This is a genomic window from Pseudoalteromonas sp. Of7M-16 (assembly GCF_022347805.1).
GTDB lineage: Bacteria > Pseudomonadota > Gammaproteobacteria > Enterobacterales > Alteromonadaceae > Pseudoalteromonas > Pseudoalteromonas luteoviolacea_F.
This window is the reverse complement of record NZ_JAKRFY010000013.1, coordinates 1-20,077: the sequence shown is the minus strand read 5'-3', so window position 1 is coordinate 20,077 and position 20,077 is coordinate 1. Positions and strand designations below refer to the sequence as shown.

Genomic DNA, 20,077 nt, shown 5'->3' with positions numbered 1-20,077 from the left:
TATATAAGCTCATAGTTGGCATGTGGGTTTTAATACATGAATACAATTTTAAGCCTTGTTAAAATGGATATAACGTTTGGTAACACAGCTAATTTCCGAAATCCATACGATTCAAATCATACAAGTTAAATTGTTTTTAACTTTCTTATATTCACTTTAGAAAGCTTTATTCCTAATTACTTACAGCCAGGTTGATCAATTAACTTTGAAATGGTATTACATCAAAGTACCCCAAAACAATGTTAAATGTTAATTAGGTTGCTTTTTATGTGAAAAAATTAATCATTTAATAAAGTGCGTGTTAACCTAAAGAAAATTAATAATTTTATATACTATCCTTGCAACTCTAATTAAAAGATATTTTGTTCTTTAGTTGTACTTTGCTAAAAGCGACTATTTTCGGGTAGGGGTGAAGCTGTTAATACTGGAGGGGCTAAAACTCAATGTTGTCTGTTGTCTGTTGAAAATTTTTAGCACTTTGTCTTGTAAAGAACTTTAACATAATGATTTTAATGAGGTTTAATCTGGGAAAGAGATGTTTTTAACTTGAGCTTGTCTGTTATAAGTAAGACACTTAATAGTGTCGGATGTTGACTTGTGTGAGCATTTTTTTAATCCGATATTGTAGTGGTCATAATATTAGGCCATATTGCATTATCATGAATTTGTTTAGATTACGCATAATGTCTATTGGGTGTGGTTAAAAAAATCAGTCAATGTAATATGGGGTTATGAAGTTTTCAGCAAGATACTTTTAATACTCACTGTAATCAAAAGTGAAAATCGTAAATGCTAAATGTTTATTTCAATATTGTAAAACCTATGTTTGAGATACCTTCACTTTATGGTTTGTTTTTGTTGAATTTTTAAGAGAAAAATAGGCGGTTAAACAGAGGATATAATATTGAAAAAATTGATTTGGTACTTGGAAAAAATGAAGTCGAGGTTGATTGAAGAGCGTGTTTTTCACTGAACACAGCGAGGTTGCGTGCTCAGTGAGCTAGATAAACAAACTAGCGACTAACAAATAAAAAAGTTATACGGTTTAATCACAATCGTGCTCAGGCCATTCTACGATATGCTCTTCGAACGCTTCTTCTAAATCTATTTCTGTTTCTTTTACAACTTTATTTTGAATGCTGACGCCGAGATCATGCATTAGCTGTTTGGAGCCGTTATTCCTGAGTGGGTGCCATGATGCAAGGCCTCTGCCCTCATAAAGTCTTCTATAGCTACATGATTGGGGCATGAAGAAAATATCTTTTAGGTTGTCTTTTGTTAATTGAACACAAGTAGGCACCAATGTCTGTCGCTCGCTATAACGTGTACATCCACCTGTTTTGACATCGCTATACTGACAAATGACGTTGGTGTATAACAGTTCCTCACCGTCTCTGAGTACGTCAGTGCTTTCAAAATGCTCTTCTTCTTCATCACTGTTAATAAATGAGTGAAGACAACACTTTCCACACCCATCGCAAATTGACTCCCACTCTTGGGGGGACATATCAGCTAAAGACTTAGCTTCCCAAAACTGTATACTGCTCATATTTAACGCCCAAAAAATTGAACGACGGATTCTACTGTATAGTTAGTTATAGCGCAAAGAGTAAAATGCGCTAAGACTCTCCTACTGAGATACTGCGATCGTAGCTTTTGAATCCATTGGTAATGAGATTTCAATACACAGGCCACCAAGTAGACTGTTATGAGATTCAATTTTTCCATTATGGGATTCAACTATTTTTTTACACACTGCCAATCCCATGCCTTTACCACCCATAAGCGTGCTTCTCGACACCTCTTCTCTAAATAAGGGTTGAAACAACTGCTGATGTGCTTCATAGGATAGCGGCATACCTGAATCTTCGATTCGAATTATTAAGTCGTCATTGTGTACATGAGTATTAAGAGATATTTCTACCCCTTCTCCGCCAAATCGCAATGCATTTTTAACGACTTCGCATACGGCATTTTGTATCGTTTGCTTGTCTAGCGTAATTGAAACCGTATCACTTAATTTGTTGGAAATTGAAAATTTGGACGTTTTGGGGTCTCCCTCACTGAGACAGGTTTGAAATACTTCATTGACATAGACTTTGGCATTGGTTGGTTCTTTGTTTAGCAAAGACGCAATATCTTTGTCGTCTGTCACCAGCATCAATTGATCAATGAAAGTGTTTAGCTCATCGATTTTAGTCATTAACTTATTGTAAGAATCTTGAACGTTTTCGACGATGTTGTATTGTAGCGACTCTACCTGAATCTTCATGACTGTTAATGGCGTTCTTAGCTCGTGGGAAAGATCCGTGAACAGTTTTTCTTCTTTTTCTTTAAGCTTGACCTCTTTGTCGTTGACTTCTTTATGCTTTGTATTGACGGTTTGGTTTAGAGCGTGAACCTGATGCTGCAACTGACTAAGAAGTCGAGATTGCAAAGACTTATGTTGAAGTGCAAGGGCAACTGTAAATAGCAACACTTCGATTAAGTAACCAATTTTTATAAAGGATGTAATATCGAAAACATCGATCAAGTTGCCGTAGCTGGCACCAACTATTGTGAAAATGTTTAGAAACAATAAGTGATTAATCAAACTAAAGGTGAAGGTTCTCATACCTGGGCCTTTCTGTTTCGCACTCCAAGTAACGGTATAAACGAAAACAGGTATGACAACGGTGCTTAGAATGAGATTGAAATAGACACTGTTAATGATCAGTGCTGTTGGTACTAACATCGCGTATAAGCATATGAAAGCGCAATAGACTTTATTCAGCGTTGGATGGTAGTGTTTAAGTTGTAAGAAGCCTCTCACAAATAATAGATGAAAGAGTGGCACGGTGGCCATTAAGAAAATTGAAAACTGCCCAGAAAACGCATTATGGTCAGGCCAAAAGTATTGAAAGCTAAAGCCCGCTGTATCCACCACGATTAAAAAGAATAAAAATGTCCAAGCTGCGTAGTACACGTTTGTACTATTTCGATTGAAAAACAAATTAACCAATACAATGAGTAATATTGCTGCTATTACACCGGTAAGACTGGCATTGGTAATTAAGCTTTTGTGGGACTCCTTAAGAAAGTTTTCAGGTGTGTGGACTCTTATATTGGCAGGCGCATTGGCAAAAGTCTGATATTCAATGAGGTATATATTTTCGCCAAAATCCAGATCTAGGGGGATATACATCTGAGGGTCTTGGATCGGCCTTTTGCTGAATGGGTCTGATTCATCAAGGTTTAATAAATCTTGCCAACCGTAAAGGGTTTTTTTATAGACTGATAGTTTTGCCAGGCGCGGAAAGCCAAACGACATCATCCATTTTTTTTGGTCACTCGAATTGTCTAGTTTTATGTATGCCCATTTAGAATATATTCCCATTTTGGGCTTTTTGTTTATCTCGTTGAGTGGTCTAAAGTTGTTTGTGTGATGTTCAAAGTCAAAAGCGCTGCGAAATTTACCGTCATAATCGAAAAAAAACATAGCTTCTTGATTTAATGGTAAGACTTGAGTGCCTTTGGTAACACTGCTCGATTTCATATCTGAAAGTGGGCTAGCTTGTATGGTTGTACAAAAAAAACACAGCATTATCAGCAAAAAACAGCGCATTACTTATTCTCTTTACCTTTTTCAACAATGCTAACCCTCAATCATGTAGCAAATATGGAGGCTGAGAATGATTGTTGTTTAGCTAAACTTCTAATGTAAATGATTGTAACACAACAAAATCTCATAAAAATACGTTAAAACAGTTATATAGCAAATTCAGTTGCTTCATTTATCGCGAATTGTTTGATGATGGACATTAATTGGTAATCGTTTCTAGGTACAATTATCGTGACTGAAATATTTCTGTCATATTTCTTTGTTTAAATGCGTCCTGAAACAAAAACGTCATCAAAATGCCATAAAAAATGGCATTGACAAAATGAGATAAATCAATGAGTGAATATAGCCAAAAGTCATTACCATCAAAGTTACTAACCTGGGGTGCAATAGCATTTCTTGTTTATTTAGTGCTAGTCGCAGTAGGTACAGTCAGTGGTGGTTTTAAACTTGCTTCCGGCGGTTCTGAAGGTGCGAAAGAAATTTTCGCTTTTGCTACTAACCCATTTGTTGCGCTTTTATTAGGTGCACTTGCTACAGCCCTTGTCCAATCTTCTTCTACTGTTACGTCTGTAATAGTTGGTCTAGTTGCGGGTGGTTTACCACTACAAATTGCCATTCCGATGATAATGGGTGCGAACATTGGTACTACGATCACAAATACACTTGTATCAATCGGTCATATTCGCTCAAAAGAAGAGTTTCAGCGTGCATTTGCAGCTTCAACAGTACACGACTTCTTTAACTTATTCGCGGTTGCCATTTTCTTACCACTAGAAATCATGTTTGGTTTGTTAGAAAAATTTTCTGCAAGTTTGGCGCACCTTTTTGTTGGCGATGCGGACTTATCAATCAAGAGTTATAACTTTATTAAGCCTCTAGTTAAACCTGCTGTTGGTATTGTTAAAGATGGTGTAAGTTTCCTTGACGGCAAAGCCGCAGGTATCGCAATGGTTGTTATCGGTATTGCGTTAATCTTATTCGCTGTAACAACACTTGGAAAGCTTCTTAAGCAAGCATTGGTAGGTAAAGCAAAAGACTTGTTACATGGTGCAATTGGCCGTGGTCCGGTTGCTGGGATCAGCTCAGGTGCAGTAGTTACTGTTATGGTTCAGTCTTCATCAACAACAACAAGCTTGATGATCCCTCTTGCAGGTAGCGGTGTTTTCACTACACGCCAAATTTACCCTTTCACTTTAGGTGCTAATATCGGCACGACGATTACTGCATTGCTCGCAGCAACGTCTATTACTGGCCCTGCAGGTGAAGTAGCTCTAACAGTTGCGCTTGTACACGTCATGTTTAATGTGTTTGCTGTAGGTCTTATCTACGGTCTACCACTACTACGTGAAATTCCAATTAAGTGTGCTGAGAAGCTAGCTGAAGTTGGCGCTAAGAACAAAACTGCTGCATTTGGATACGTACTTGGTTCTTTCTTTGTAGTACCAGGACTAATTATGCTAGCAGTTCGTTAAGCTTCACGAGCTCACTTAAGCCTCGGCTGGACTTTTGCAAAGTCGCCGAGGCTTTGTTCATACTATTGCAATAAAGCATTGTCACAATATCACTGTTTTAATTTTTCAGTACTCACAAATGCCAAATACTAGAACCATTCAATTTGAACTTTATACACATACAGACCCGCTGTTTCCTATCGGTAAGGCGTCTGCGCTAGATGAAATCGTATTTGATACGCAAGGTGATGAACTTGTTCTTGATTGTTTGTTACCTAGTGACGCTGTCAGCGGCAACAAGTTAATTATTACAGCGACGCATTTAGATGCTAGGTATGTAAACTTTAGTGGCACTTTACAATTGGATGATATGGATATTATGCGAGGTTCCGTTGAGTTGATCTTGCAAGGGAGTGGGCAAGCTGGAAGTTACATGACACAGCTCAGTTTACTAGGTGAAACTGGTGGCGTTAAAAATATAGTAGACGCTCAAGTAGAGCTTTCGCATCCACTGTATGGAAAAGACACTTCAGAGCAGTCGACAAAAAGTAATCAGCCGTTTTTCAAAACTTTATCTGCAAAGCTATCTGAATTGAAAAACGACGTTTTGAATGGCTTGGCACTACAAAGGTAAAGATATTTTGCCCATAGTTAAGTTGGAATTGTCTGGTTTCTTCCGAGCTCCACCCATAACTGCTTCATTTGCTAACACCGCAAATAATACGGCCTCCTTAGATTCTGCGCAAATGCCGTTTTGATCCATAATAGTGATATTAATGTCCGATACCAGCATGTTTTTGATACTTGCTATCAAAAAGGTATTGTAGGCCCCACCGCCACTTATCAGTATTTCTAACTCCGCATCTATGTCGAGTAGTTCAATGTGTTTTACAATACATAACGCAGTAAATTTGTTTAATGTGGCCAGAACATCCTGATGGTCAAGTTGACTTAGGCTCAAAGAATCCAACATACTTTCGAGCAATGTTAAGTTAAATAGCTCGGGACCTGTTGTTTTTGGCATTGGTTGGCTTACGAACTCTAACTCTAAAAGTTCTTGAAGTAATTGTTCACTTACCTGACCAGAGGCTGCAAAGCATCCATTTTCATCGTAATCTAGGTTAAGGTGTTTGCGAACATATTGATCCATAATGGTGTTACCTGGACCAATATCTGAACAGATCAGATCGTTACCTAAGCTGTCTTTTTTAATCAAAGTGAAGTTAGCGATGCCACCGATATTTAATAATAAAGTGTGCCGTTTATCATTAGCAAATAGACAGTAGTCTCCATACTGGGCCAAAGGTGCACCTTCATAGCCTGCGGCAATATGTTTTTGCCTGAAATCCGATAACGTAATTATTCCTGTATTTACCGCTATATGATCGCCGTCACCTATTTGCAAAGTTGCGTTGTTAAAGTCACTGTATTGATGGAAGCTGCTTGGGCAATGATAGATTGTCTGTCCGTGACTTGCTATTAAATCAATGCTCTGTTGGTCGATGTGCCAACGTTGTAGTTGTTCGTTGATGTATCTCGCATGCAGTTCCCCTATCCAAGGGTTAAGTAACGTAAGGTACTTTAGGTCGACTTGCTCCTTTGCAAACACATTCAAGATTTTTGATTTAGTTGCTTCGTCGTATGCAATAGTCGCGAAATGAGAAACCTTACAAAAAGTATCCCTACCTTGACCTGAAATTTTACATACTGCGATATCCAAACCGTCTAATGATGTTCCGCTCATTAGCCCAATGATAGTACGTTCTGACTTTTTAGATAAGTTGTATAGTTTATCAATGTAGGGGTTCATAGTTACTGCTTCAGATTATTAGAAGTTAATACCGATATAATGGGGTAAATATTGTAGCCTAGCTCTATGGTGATGTTTATGCTTGCACCGCCATTAACCGTAAGTTTTTTGGGCAATGAGCTAAGTCTTGTGACATCACCATTAGCATACATGACAACTATTTGTTCGGGCTCGAGTATTCTTCGCCCTGAGGAAAGGTTTTCAATGCTAACAAGTACCGCTCGGTTACCCTCTTCGTTTGACATTGCGATAGTACTTTTAATCTTAAAATCGCTCTTTTGCGGTCTTGTTTTATCTTCTCGATAAAACTCGTATACATTTATGGGTGGCAAATAGCTGTCAATTCTATAAGGCTTCTCTTCAGCTGAAGATGATAAGGAAATTATTAGAAGACTCAATGCGGTTAAATATTTCAAATATACCTCCTAGCGAAATCCCTCGGGTTGCGCTGCTTTTAGAATTTTGTTTATTTTCGGCTCTAATGTACGAATTGCATTATTTACCGCTTGTATTTCTTTTTTAGAGAAGTTTGTACGGCTAAGCATAAAGTGTATAGCATTATCATTGACGATATATGAGTGTAGCCTTAACCCATCGTATCCTAGCCTGTTGATATAGTAGTAACCGCTATATTCATCTTCAATTAGAAAGTCAATTCGCTTTTTATTCACAAGTTCCATTCTTCTCGAAGCACTAGACACTTCAACTAAACGCTGCCGATACCAAGAAATTTGTAAGATTTGCTTCAGCTCTTCACCGTAATATGCTCCTGGGTTTGTGACAAAAGTAAATTCATCGGCAAACAGCTCGGTCAAACTTTTAATTGGCGGTAAGTCTAATCTTGTAAACAGGCGCATTCGTTCTCTTCTATAAGGTACAGTAAAATGCGCATTTTGCGCTCTTTCAATGTTAAAACTGGCTGAGGGAAGAACGTCGACAAATCCTTTATATAGCTCCACCAGCCCTCTGGCTGAACTCGGCAAACGTAAAAACTGTATGCATATTTTTGCTTCTGCAAATACCAATTTCGTGATTGCGATATCTACACCGCTCGGTACATCATCTTTATATGTGATGTAGGGAGGCCAATTTCCGCCAATTCCGATTTTTTTTTCTGACTTACAGTTTGGGGCTGAATGTGCGAAATTTGTAATAAAAATTAGTGTAAGTATTAGTCGTTTCACATTCTTTTTCTGGGTGGAATTATAAATTTATTATGATTTATTTGTAGAAAAAAACAAAGGTGCAGAGCACCTTTGTTTTTCATGGATTGGCCTATCCCTAGGTCAATTGACAGCATCGCCACCAATGTCAATCCGATAATGAAGACTCGTTAAAGTGCTTTCCAAACTTGCGCTTTTCCTGGCTCTTCACCTCTAGTCCACCATTTGGCTTGATATAATGCACCATTGTGTGAAACTTTATCTCCGCCAACATAGACTGTGTTTGCATCCCATGGTGCTGCGCCTACATCTACATTTTTGATAGTGACATCGAATGAAGATGAAGTCGTATAAGTACCATCTGATACATCAACAGTCACAGTTACCGTAGTATCTTGTGCTACTTCGCCAGCGGTTAGGGATACAGCAGAACCTTGACCTACAACAGTTAAGCTAGCAGGAACATTCCAAGTATAAGTAAGTGGGTCATTGTTTGGATCTGTTGCTACAGCAGCTACATTCACCGATTTTGTTTCTTCAACTGTTACATTGCTGATTGGCTGAACAACTGGTGCGCCAGCTGGAACATCAGCTTTTACAAGCACTGACACTGTTTTTTCAGTTGCTGCATTTTGGTCGTCAGTCACAACAATCTTCAATTGATATGTAGTATCAGTCGTTACTGTTGGAGCTGTAATACCTACAGTCGCAGTGCTTGCACCTGTTAATGTTAGTCCTTGAGCAGACCAAGCATAAGTTAACGCTTGTCCTTCAGGGTCAGTTGCATTAACAGTTAGGTTTGCCATTTGACCTGAGTTCAATGTTAGGTTTGCATCAACATTTACTACCGGCGCTCTGTTTACAGGCATACCACCAGTTAACCCGTCGTACATAGCGTTTAGAATGTCACCGTTATCCGCATCGATTTCCCATGCGAACAAGCCGCCTAAGTTATGAAGGTTTACGTATTGGCCTTTTGCACGAACTGAGCGAGGGCTATCGTAAGTAAGCAGTTTTCCTTTAGACTTGTTCCAAACCCAAGCTGCTTCCGCTTGTTCATCGTAACCAACTGTGAACCCATTAGCTCCATTTCCACCGCCGACTAGGTTTTTAGCAATGGCTTTATAGTCCATGATACCGGCTTCCCATACACCTTCACTGGTTGAGCCTGAGTATTTTCCATTACCAGGTGCAGTCATTGGGTTACCTGGGATTGTAGTATTTGAATCTAAAACGCCATCCCAGCCACGTCCGTACATAGCCGCGCCAACAACGATCTTCTTAGAGTTTACACCTTGTGCCAATAATGCCTTAACTGCGTTATCAAGTGTGTAAGCAGGACCTTTTCTAGGTTCGCCATTGTCATCTAAGCCAGTACCTTCACATTCGCCTTGACTAAGGTGTGAACCACAGTAAATAGCTGTTTGGTGTCCGGTTACGTTATTCCAGCCACCGAAAAAGTCATACGTCATGGCGAAGATATAGTCCATGTATTGTTGAGCTACTTGGTAGTCTACATCTTCTATTTTGTCATAACCTGAACCAATTGCAGAAGTCAGCTCGTATTTACGGCCCGTTTCAGCTTCTAACTCATCTAACATGACTCTTAGTTCTTGCATTAACGCGATATATGCAGGACCGTCATTGACTGGATCACCTAGACCAGGGTTAGGACCGTCACCACCTGGGAATTCCCAGTCAATATCTACACCGTCATAGAACTTCCAAGTTTTAAGGAACTGCTTCATAGAAGCTACAAATGTGTCCCTATTCGCTTTGGTCGTAAAGCCATGGAATGGGTCTGAAAGTGTCCAGCCACCCACTGATGGTAGAATTTTAAGGTCAGGATAACGCTGCTTAAGTGCCATCAATTGTGCATACGTACCACGGATAGGGTCGTTGTTGTCTGTGCCAGGAAGTGTCTTCTGAACCGCTGCCCAAGGGTCATGAATTACCACTTCGTAATCTTGTGAATCAGCACATGCTTTTTGCAGTGCGCGCCAGCTATTTCCATTCTCAATTTCTTTTAGCGATTCATTGGCGCCACAAATTGGAATGAAGCCATATAGTAAGTGAGACAGATTGTGAGCAGGGATATTCGATACATCGAAATCGCGACCATATATACCCCACTCTACAAAGTAAGCGCCTGTAACCATACCCGGGATAGTACCGTTATTAGCATTATTCGGATCTACGTCCATTGTTAATGGCTGTAAGTGCCCGCCATCAGTGTCTGCAATTACAATTGGTTTTCCGGCACTTTTTGCACAACCAGTCGCATCACAGAGTTCTAAATACAGTGTATGACGACCTGATTTAGTATAAGGGAAGGTAACTGTTCCACCCTTGGTACCAGCTGCCAGTGAGCCCTGATTTACAACTTGGTTATCAAAATAAACTTTGTAACTATCGCCGCCAGTACCACTCCATGAGTTCCACTTAATGTTTACTGTGACTACGTCCTTAGCTTGAACAATCTGTTTGTAAGAACCATTTCCCTCTAGATTTACATCTACAAAAGAGTAAGTCTGTGGTTCCCAACTGATCTGTGGTGCTGAAGGCGCTGCCATGAGTCCAGTAGACATTAGAGCCAGTCCTATAGCTGCAGTTAAATTATTAATTTTCATTACTATCTCAACCTTATTTTACATGTTATATCCAAACCCCAATAAATTGGAGTGACCTTTACATCTGTTTAAATCTTTTTCCAAACTTGTGTGGTGCCGGGCTCTTCGCCTCTGTTCCACCATTTAGCTTCGTAATCAACGCCATTGTGACTCACTTTGTCCCCAGCAACATAAGTTTTGGATTTACTCCAAGGCTTTAGCGCACTGACGACATCTTTAACCGTAATGTCTGCTGAGGTTGTTGACGAAAGCTCTCCATCCGACACGGTGATATTTATCGTATAGTTTGTATCTGCTGCGACATCCGACGCTTTGAGTGTTATAGTTGCGCCAGTTCCTGTATATGTCAGGCCATTTGGGACATCCCAGGTGTATGTCAAATCCATGGTGTGTTCGTCAAACGCATGAACATGAAGCTGTGTTTCAGTGAGTTCATTCATAACGATAGGGTCTGGTTTGTGCACAGTCGGTGGCGTATTTGGCTGCTTAACTTGGATTGTTAAGTTATATGTATGTGCTGCATCAGCTACATATACTTCATTACTCAGTAAGTTGTTTTGGTCGAAGTTTATATTGCCAGCTGTATCTTTAACGCCAACTTGTACATCAGTTGCGTAATTTGTATTGAGTGTAGTTGCTAATTCTGTTTGCCAATTTAGAGCATTTGTCGTTGTTATTTTTAGAGATTGTTTAACTATTTCTTGCCCATTTGCATCAAAAACACGTGCCCATACCGTGTCCCCAGCATTGGCATCTTGTCCTTGTTTGATGAAATAGCCTGCGGAATACCAATTTACTGGTTGCGTGTCCGACACGATATTTATATCAGAGCAATTGTAGAACCCTTCTCCCGCTACGTCGTTACGTTGCCAACGAGTGTACAGTACTGCTCTTCCACTTCTATCTTGTGGAATGTTTACAGTCATTTCGTAGAATTTTTTACCGTCAGGGTCAGTTACAAAATTGATATTGCCAACTTCGGTAATTAGATCTAAATCAGCCCAGTTTAAAAGGTCTGTAGTTGGGTTGTAGGTAGGTTTAGTTAGGTAAAACTTCCAAAAACTTGGATTGTGAGGAGTTGTTGCACGAAATCGTACGGCGACATCTCCATTTGCATTTGGTTTTATGTCAGTTGTTTGCCAATCTGCGTGCGGTAGGTTCATTCCTCGTTTTTCATTTGAACCAGCAGCACAAAGTGTTCCGTTTGGCACAGCAGCTTCTACGGCTGCTTGATTATTGTAGTCAGCGATAAGAGACGCGAATTCATGTTCTTGAACAAACTGTACATAACCTGATTCTAAAAAGGCCGCTCTACAAGCAAGGTTCGGAATATTCGAGCCGTCATCTGGCCACCAATAACCGCCCTGGGCTTCACATATGGATTGTCTAGCTTTTGGATGATCCATAAAGCCGTGCGCAGCAACATTGACAGATTGTAATGACAAATATGCTGTGCATGCGACAGAAACAGAGGTTAATACCTTTCCTTTGATTGTTTTCATTTCGCTCACCTTATTGACTACATGTTGTTTTTGTTAAGTACTCAAATGGAAGGTGGAGGTCGCCCTCCACCGGCTTTTAGTTAAAGCGAACAGACTTTTTGGTAGTCTGAACTCGTAGATGGTTGTTTATTACTCCACCATTTCGCTTTGTAAACACCTTTACCATCGATGATTAAATCACCAGCACCAGCGTGGGTTTGACGCGGGAATGTTGGGTAAACTACGATGTCTGCAATAGGCGTACCTTCACAGTGAGTAATTGGACCACCATTACCATCACCTGGCTTTGCTGCAGGTAGCGTAGGATGTTCAAATTTAAAGGCATAACGCTTACCGTCTTTTTCTGCTGTAAAGTTAACAGGACCTGTAACTGGCATGTAATACATCACCTGCGCATTGACGGTTTCTCCAGGTGCAAAAGACTTAGGAGTATTGCCCCACTCGTCTACAAAAGTAATGGAGAATCTGTGGAAGTCATTGTCAAAACCACCGATATTGTTACCTGCTGCGTTGGAGTTGTTTACGTCTACTGCCATTTTAAGTTTTTCTTGGGCGTTCCAATTAGACTTAAGTATTGCAGATGTCGACACTGGCACATCAAACGATATTTTCGCGCCAGAGAGGTCAATATTCGAATTGTTGGTAAATGCAAATGTTGGTGCTATTGGGTAATTGTCGTCGCCTACTGGGAAGTTTTTAGCTTCAAAAGAAACGTCAACCTGTTCAGTTGGTACTTGGAATGCAATATCACCGCGATGAATATCATATTGCGAGCCTGACTGCTTAAACTTGTCATACGCAAGTGTTGTCATGCTTGAACCCATGAAGTATTCACCTTTAGCCGCGTCATAGTCGAAGTCGCCTGCCAGCTCCCAGAACATGATGCCGCCTAAACCTTGATTAATGACGTAATCAACTTTTGTACCCATTGATTCTTCGTCTTCAATTGAAATAAAGACATTTTTCTGAGCATTCCATAGCCATGGCGCAACTGCGACTGAGTCATAGTGGCGAGCATATGTACCAGTTAATTGGTCCGAAGGATCTGTGTCCGGCGTTAAGCCGTATGCAGCAAGATAGCTAGGAACGACTCCATTTTGTAAATTCTTAGCGTGCCATAGCGGATTCGAACCCGCTGGAACTTCTAAGCCTACGTCGTTCTTGTCATGCCAAAGGTTGTCAATGCCGATAGCACCGTTACCACATTTGTTCTTTTCACCAGAACCTGTGCCTGGAGGACAGTCGGCTTGATTTGGTAGCGGAGCCTGTCCCCATAGACCGTTAGTCCCGCCTTGAACATTTTGGAATCCACGTGTGTAGTAAGGAATACCAATGTTAATACGTCCAGCTGACAAACCACCTTGGAAGTATTTAACAGCCCAATCAGTGTTTAAGTAACCAATGCCTTCGAACTCTTTAGTGCCGTATACATCCCACGCTTTAAGCTCAGAGTCTTCGCCCGTATCGTATAAAGCTGCATTGTGACCAACGTGCGAGTTCCACGCACCGTGTAAGTCATAAGACATAATGTTTACGTAATCTAAGTACTTAGTGGTCTGGAAAGTCTCCATGCCGCGCAACAAATAACCTGATGATGGTGACGCGATTGTTAACATGTAATGCACGCCATCTTGCTGACCTGCTTTGTCTAGCTCTTCACGAAGACGCTTCATTAGCACTTGATAAGAAGCATTTAACCCAGCTCTTCTTGCATTCGAAATTGGGAAATCATCTGGGTGGCCAGAGTCTTTCATAGAAGAAGGGTATTCATAGTCTATATCAACACCGTCAAAGCCATACTTGCGAATAAACTCCACAGAACTGGCTACGAAAGTCTCGATGCCTGCGTTGTTTACTGTACCGTCTGCATTGGTCGTCATTGTGTAGAAACCGCCGCTGTTGACGCGCTTACCGTCAGGGCCAAAGAAGCCACCAGTTTCAGCCCAACCGCCAACACTAATTAGTGTTTTGACATCAGGGTATTGTTTTTTGTATTTATTGAGTAGGTTGAAATGACCTTTGTACGGCAGCGTCGGGTCCAATTCAGCTCCAGCGACTCCAGGCCATTCCATATTGGTGGCAGGGTTTCCTGCTGCATTAGGATCGCCGATTGACACTTTGTTTCCTGCATCGACATGAGCGAAGGCGTAGTTTATGTGTGTGATTTTATCCCAAGGAATGTCGTTAACTAAGTAAGATGGTTGACCATTAGCGCCATTTCTCCAGCTCGTGAAGTAACCGATCACGCGACGTGGATGATCAGGACCCATTAGCTCACGGCCATTCGCGTCGTAAATCGTACAGTAAGGCGTATTGACACCTGGAGTTTGATACAGTCCGTCTGGTTTACATGCATCTCTATCACCAGGTACCTGAGCACCAACTTGAAGCTGCGTAGAGACACTAGTAACAGCGCTGTCATTATCAGTCACAGATAAAGTAAAATTATAAGTACCATCTGCTTCTGCTACCCAGGTATGTTCTGTAGCCGTACCGTTTGTAGTTAACACCTCTGTACCGTTAACTGCAAAGCTTAGTTTTGTTAACGTACCGTCGGTATCGCTGCCTGAAAGTGAGAAAACAACTTGACTGCCAACAACTAGCTCTACCGGTTTAGACTTTATATCCAGTGTAGCAACAGGCGCTTCATTGACTGGCGTCGCTGTTTTAACTGTCAGTAAGTTTGTTAAAACGTTTGAAGCTTCGTTTTTGTCGTCAAATGCTTTAGCGCTTATTTGGTATTGACCAGGCTGTCCAGCTGTCCAATTTGCATCAAACACATCAGCTGTACCTGTTGAATCAGTCGCGACTAACGTGTTGTCTACATAGAATTCAACGCGGTTAACGTTTCCGTCAACGTCAACTGCATTTACACTTATGGCAACGCTGTCATTTTGATTAAATTCAGATCCGGAAACTGGCTTTAACTGACTGATTACCGGTGGTTTATTTACTCCTGATCCACTACAGTCACCAAGTTTTTTCCATTCCTGATTTGGCCCTGAATGTGAAGCAGGTTCTGAACGTGTCCACCATTTAGCTTCATAGGCAGTGTTATTTTGTACCACTTGATTACCGCCGACGTAAGTAGAGCCACTTTGCCAGTCAGCTAAACCAGTACAATCATAAGCGTGGGCATATGTTGTGCTAATTGCAATTGCTATTGAGCTCAACTTGAGCGCATTTATAATATGATTTCTCATTTTCATTTTATCACCAACCTTTACATTAATTGTGATTAACATTTGTTAAATAAAGCTAACATAGAAATTAAACACGTCAATGTTGCAGTGGTTAAATAATGAGCATCTTTTTCCAGTTGTTAATACTTATGTACTGCTTTTAAAGTGGCTATATGAAATAAACTAATTTTTGTACTGAAAACCAACGTATGAATCCAATTCATCTCTTTTTTAGGTAAAATTTTATACTATTGCATATATAACAGTTGGTTAATTAATATCTGTGTCTGAAGTGGGTCTAAATGTAAACTTTCGCATTAAAAAAAGTTATGCGAAAGTTTACGTGCACGTAAATTTAAAATGGTTATAATATATGATTATTGGTTATATAAATTAATGATTAAATCTTCGTGAAATTGATTTTGCGCAGGGACTTTTAAATTATTTGATGGAAGCTTAAGTGAAACAGATTAGACTTATGTCTAATGTTTTACAATAAATAGGCTTTTGTAGACAGAGGCTTAGGTTAAAAAGCCAGAGGTAATTCGAGGCTTAGTGTGACACCAGAATCAGGATTGTTGCTGATTGATACTGTACCAAGGTGATTTGAAATGATGCCATATACAACAGCCAAGCCCATTCCCGTGCTCTCTCCCAATGGTTTAGTTGTATAAAAAGGATCGAATACACGATTTGCATCAGCTTCTTCTAAGCCTGTTCCGTTATCCTTTATTTTAATAACGACCATTTTATCAGACTTAAAGGCGGATATTTGAATATGGCCACGAAACGACGAGTCAGCGTTTCTTGCTTCAGCGCATGATTGTGCCGCATTAACTAGAGTGTTGAGCAAAACCTGAGTTAAATTGGGTTTACTTCCTTTTAGTAATAGGTTCTTTTCGCAATCTATATCAAGTTGTAGGAGCTTTAGTTTGTTCTCTAACAATTGCGTAGCGTGTGTAATAATCTCAGAAGCCTCAAATTCAATTGAGCTGTCGGCTTTTGGTTTGGCAAAGTCGAGTAAGTTTTTTACTATAAGGCTGATCCGATCACAGCCTTCTTTGCAATCTTCAGAAATATCGCTAAGGTCCTCTATTAATTCAGCAATGTCGGTTGCTTGTTGTAGCTTATGAAAACGCTCAAAAAATTCATCGCGGGAAACTTTTTCATCTATATAGTTGCTTGTAAGAGACAAAAATTCGTTTATATCTTTCGAGTAGACTGCTAGGGTGTCTATGTTACAAGTAAGATACGCAAGAGGGTTATTTATTTCATGTGCGACGCCAGCTGAAAGAGTACCTAAGGTCGCCATTTTTTCTGATTGTACTACCGCGATTTGTTGACGTTCTAACAGCTCTATTTTTTTCTCGAGCTCTACATTTAGTGCATATAATTTACTTGTTTTTTCTTCTAGCAACTCTTCTAATTCATCTCGAGCTTGCTTCTCTCGCATATATGCTTTGTAATAATTTTGCATAACTACCCGTGTTTGATAATGAAAGTACACATTGAGTCACCATGATGACTACAAGTTGTTTGTTGTATATCGACACTTTCATTAAAATGCTGAGCACAACCATAAATCAAACCTTCAGCGCAAAAACACAGCTGCCGAGGTGAATTATAAATTAGCTTGATAGTTTCTGAGTCCACTACAGTCGCATCGATCATTGGCAGATTTGGTTCATCATACAGCTTTTGAACTTCACTGTGGATCACTTTATCAATGGAAAGTATAAGCTGCTCAAAGCTATGAAACTCTTTAACAATAGAGGTGTGTTTTTTTGCTAAAAATGAAAACAGGTAAGTGCCAAATGCTTTTAATGTCTCTGGCATGTTCAAATTTAGAGCTTTTGAGACACTGGTTGCTAATGCCACCAACTCTTCGTCAGGATAAGACTGTGCACTAATATAGACTCTATCAGTGGGGCAATGTTGCTCTAAAAGCTGCTCCCATAAATCCATTCCTTTTGTCTCGATTACAAGTTCTTCCAAACAACGAAAAATCACACCTTTCATAATATACCCTCTTTGATTATATCTTCGCGCTTCGAACCGTCCAAATACATAGTCAAAGAGTGGATATCGGATGTATCAGATTCGAAAATGTCTAAAATGTTTTGAGATTTACTATTGTCGAGACAATTTAGAGCGGCTCTAGTGATAAAGTCGTTCTCCGACAAGTTAGACGAATTTAGTATATTACGTCTCCTTTCAACGATGAACGGTTCGACCCCCCATATAACAGCAAAACGATCCAATAATTGCATTTCGTATGTTTTCATCGAGAGCTCGCGAAGATACTCGCGGAACACATGATTTAAAACATAGCTTAAAATTATTTGAAAGATGATCTCGGCTTCCTGTTGCTTGACGGTGTTACGAATTGCAAACTTATAAGAGCGCGCAGCCCATTCATAGTAGTGTTGAAATGCTTCCTTAATTTTGTTAATTCCAACTGTGTCGATCAATTGATCTGTTATGGCTTCAAGAATTTGGATTAGATTATGAGTAACCTCGAGACATTTGCTGCTAAGCATAGAGCTTTCGGCACTGGCGCAAACAGCCTGATTTAGCCTATCTAGTTGGTGGTTTTCAGTAGGTGTGCCAACTCTAATGTCTGAATGCGTTTTCTCATCTGGTATAGGAACGTAAGGCATAAGACCTAACTGAATTAGCTCTTCTTCTTGAAAGTGAACAGTGGCAATTTCGTCTAACAAACTACCCAAATGTTTAATATCATCGATTGAAAACGGCTTTGGGAGAAATATATTAGCAGGTATCTGTTTAGAGTTAGTTTGTAAATTCTCTAAATCACCTGACATCAACACTCGAGTCGTTTTTGGGCTATGCTGTTGCACAATTTGTAGAACTTCCAAGCCATTTAAAACAGGCATTTGAAAGTCAGTGATAAACAAATTGAATTCAATCTCAGAGCTAGTTAAATAATGGTCGACCAATGTGGCATCGTTTAGCGTTACAACGTTGTCTACTCCAAGTGCGCGAGATAGAGATTTCGATAGTGCCCGGAGGATCAATTTGTCATCATCTAATATCAACACATTCGTCGATTTTATTTTCATCAAAGTGTGCCTATTTTGTTGTTTCTTATTAAAGTTTAGTCTAATTTTAAAACTTATAACAAATCAATAATGGTGAGTAGGAGCGCATTTTATAAATGAATGATGATCCGATAGTCGTACTTTGTCTTGATGACGAAGAAAGTGTGTTGAAATCACTGGGTAGGTTATTAAGACAAAATGGAATAAAAGCTGAGCTTTTTCAATCTGGAAATGAAGCGCTCGATCGTGTTCGTGAAATTGATTTTGATGTCATAATTTCCGATATGAGAATGCCAAATATGGATGGGGCTGAGTTTTTAACTCATGCTAAAGCTATCTCCCCGGATGCTAGGAGAATACTACTTACGGGTTACTCCGATATACAAGATACCATTAATGCGATCAATAGTGGCGGGATACATGGTTACCTGCAAAAACCTTGGAACAATGAGCAACTGGTTCGGGAGATAAATAAGGCTGCTGAACTTACAAAACTAAAAAAACAAAATGATGCGCTTCAAAAACAAATTCAATCTCAAAATGAAGAGCTGAAAGAGCTAAATACAAACTTAGAAAGCCTAGTTGAAAAAAGGACTTCTCAAATTAGGCAAGTACTTAAACAGCTAGAAGCAGCGAATGAAAACGAGAAAAAAGAACATAGAAGCACCGTTGAGCTACTTTATAATTTTATAAACGCGAATCCCCATTTAGACGCTGACAAAGCGAAGAATATAGCTAAATTGTGCTATCAAGTAGCAAAAGGCTTATCACTAAGCGCTGAAATCGCCGATATGGTGCGTATGTCTGGTTACCTTTCACAAGTCGGTTTATTGGCAATGGACCCTAGTTTGTACGCGAAACCATTTCACGAACTAGACAGTGAAAAAAAGAAGTTATTTTTAACTCACCCATCTACAGCACAACTAATGCTTATGCCAGCCCAGCATTTAAGCGATGTTGCCGAAGCTATTTATAGTCAATTCGAAAAGTACAATGGGCAAGGCGTACCTAAAGGCTTAAAAGGTAAAGAGATCCCCATCGGTGCCCAGGTACTAGCAGTTGCAAGAGATTACATGGAACACATGTATCAAAGTCAAAGGCCTATGGCTGAGCGCAAAGAAAATGCTTTAGAGATAATCAAAATGTACAGTGGCAGTTTTTATCACCCTAAAGTAGTTGATTCTCTACTTAGCGTGTTGTCTAAAGATCAGGAAGAAACTGATAAAGTTGGCAGTATGAGTATATTGACAGCGCAGCAACTTAAACCAGGTATGGAGCTCGGCCTAGCTATGCACAATGCTCAAGGTATTATGCTATTACCTAAAGGCCATGTTTTTTCAGAAAATTCTATATCTAAACTACAACAATTAGAGTTACAAAAACCTAACCCTTTTCGCATCATGGTTGTTGATAATTAGTGTTTTTAGTTATGTTAAATTAGTTGTTATGACTATTTAGTAGCAATAAGCATGTAGTAAGACGTTCTGAATGTGAAGAACACATCATACAAAATGTTTGATTTATACAAGCATGCATTTAAGTAACATTACAGAGTTAAGCTGACAAACGAGCTGAGTGTTGAAGTGTTGAAGTGTTGAAGTGTTGAAGTGTTGAAGTGTTGAAGTGTTGAAGTGTTGAAGTGTTGAAGTGTTGAAGTGTTGAAGTGTTGAAGT

The 20,077-nt window shown here is 39.7% G+C and carries 14 protein-coding genes; 3 read left to right on the top strand and 11 right to left on the bottom strand.

The window, feature by feature from the left end:
• Positions 1-1,045: 1,045 nt before the first annotated feature.
• Positions 1,046-1,549, bottom strand: a complete 504-nt coding sequence (locus tag MHN81_RS14325; protein WP_239426033.1) for a YcgN family cysteine cluster protein — start codon at positions 1,547-1,549, stop codon at positions 1,046-1,048.
• An 81-nt stretch (positions 1,550-1,630) separates the two neighbouring features.
• Positions 1,631-3,604, bottom strand: coding sequence for an ATP-binding protein (locus MHN81_RS14320; protein WP_239426032.1), 1,974 nt, complete (start codon positions 3,602-3,604; stop codon positions 1,631-1,633).
• 332 nt (positions 3,605-3,936) lie between these two features.
• On the opposite strand from MHN81_RS14320, the gene MHN81_RS14315 reads away from it, so the two are divergent.
• Complete coding sequence (locus tag MHN81_RS14315; protein ID WP_023399196.1) at positions 3,937-5,076, top strand: Na/Pi symporter; 1,140 nt, start codon at positions 3,937-3,939, stop codon at positions 5,074-5,076.
• A 118-nt stretch (positions 5,077-5,194) separates the two neighbouring features.
• Entirely contained in the window at positions 5,195-5,689 is a 495-nt protein-coding gene (locus MHN81_RS14310) for a hypothetical protein (RefSeq protein WP_239426031.1), read from the top strand.
• Here the strand turns inward: MHN81_RS14310 and MHN81_RS14305 are convergent.
• From MHN81_RS14305 to MHN81_RS14265, 9 genes are all read right to left on the bottom strand, one after another.
• Positions 5,678-6,865: an anhydro-N-acetylmuramic acid kinase gene (locus MHN81_RS14305; RefSeq protein WP_239426030.1), complete on the bottom strand. Its 1,188-nt coding sequence runs from the start codon at positions 6,863-6,865 to the stop codon at positions 5,678-5,680. The genes MHN81_RS14310 and MHN81_RS14305 overlap by 12 nt on opposite strands.
• Positions 6,866-6,867: 2 nt before the next feature.
• The gene (locus tag MHN81_RS14300) at positions 6,868-7,281 is read right to left on the bottom strand and encodes a hypothetical protein (RefSeq protein WP_023399199.1); all 414 of its coding nucleotides are present in this window, start codon (positions 7,279-7,281) and stop codon (positions 6,868-6,870) included.
• 9 nt (positions 7,282-7,290) lie between these two features.
• Entirely contained in the window at positions 7,291-8,049 is a 759-nt protein-coding gene (locus MHN81_RS14295) for a transporter substrate-binding domain-containing protein (protein ID WP_023399200.1), read from the bottom strand.
• A 149-nt stretch (positions 8,050-8,198) separates the two neighbouring features.
• Positions 8,199-10,658 carry a glycosyl hydrolase family 18 protein gene (locus MHN81_RS14290; RefSeq protein WP_239426029.1) on the bottom strand — a complete coding sequence of 820 codons (2,460 nt, stop codon included), beginning with the start codon at positions 10,656-10,658 and terminating at the stop codon, positions 8,199-8,201.
• Positions 10,659-10,726: 68 nt separating this feature from the next.
• Positions 10,727-12,160, bottom strand: a complete 1,434-nt coding sequence (locus MHN81_RS14285) for a lytic polysaccharide monooxygenase (RefSeq protein ID WP_239426028.1) — start codon at positions 12,158-12,160, stop codon at positions 10,727-10,729.
• A gap of 80 nt (positions 12,161-12,240) precedes the next feature.
• Positions 12,241-15,369: a glycosyl hydrolase family 18 protein gene (locus MHN81_RS14280; RefSeq protein WP_239426027.1), complete on the bottom strand. Its 3,129-nt coding sequence runs from the start codon at positions 15,367-15,369 to the stop codon at positions 12,241-12,243.
• A 499-nt stretch (positions 15,370-15,868) separates the two neighbouring features.
• Complete coding sequence (locus MHN81_RS14275) at positions 15,869-16,819, bottom strand: ATP-binding protein (RefSeq protein WP_239426026.1); 951 nt, start codon at positions 16,817-16,819, stop codon at positions 15,869-15,871.
• Positions 16,820-16,821: 2 nt separating this feature from the next.
• The gene (locus tag MHN81_RS14270; protein ID WP_023399205.1) at positions 16,822-17,361 is read right to left on the bottom strand and encodes a heme NO-binding domain-containing protein; all 540 of its coding nucleotides are present in this window, start codon (positions 17,359-17,361) and stop codon (positions 16,822-16,824) included.
• Positions 17,358-18,425, bottom strand: coding sequence for a response regulator (locus tag MHN81_RS14265; protein ID WP_023399206.1), 1,068 nt, complete (start codon positions 18,423-18,425; stop codon positions 17,358-17,360). Before MHN81_RS14265 ends, MHN81_RS14270 begins: the two co-directional genes overlap by 4 nt.
• A gap of 95 nt (positions 18,426-18,520) precedes the next feature.
• Here MHN81_RS14265 and MHN81_RS14260 point away from each other — a divergent pair, with 95 nt between their 5' ends.
• Positions 18,521-19,822, top strand: coding sequence for an HD domain-containing phosphohydrolase (locus tag MHN81_RS14260; protein WP_023399207.1), 1,302 nt, complete (start codon positions 18,521-18,523; stop codon positions 19,820-19,822).
• The last annotated feature ends 255 nt before the right edge of the window (positions 19,823-20,077 follow it).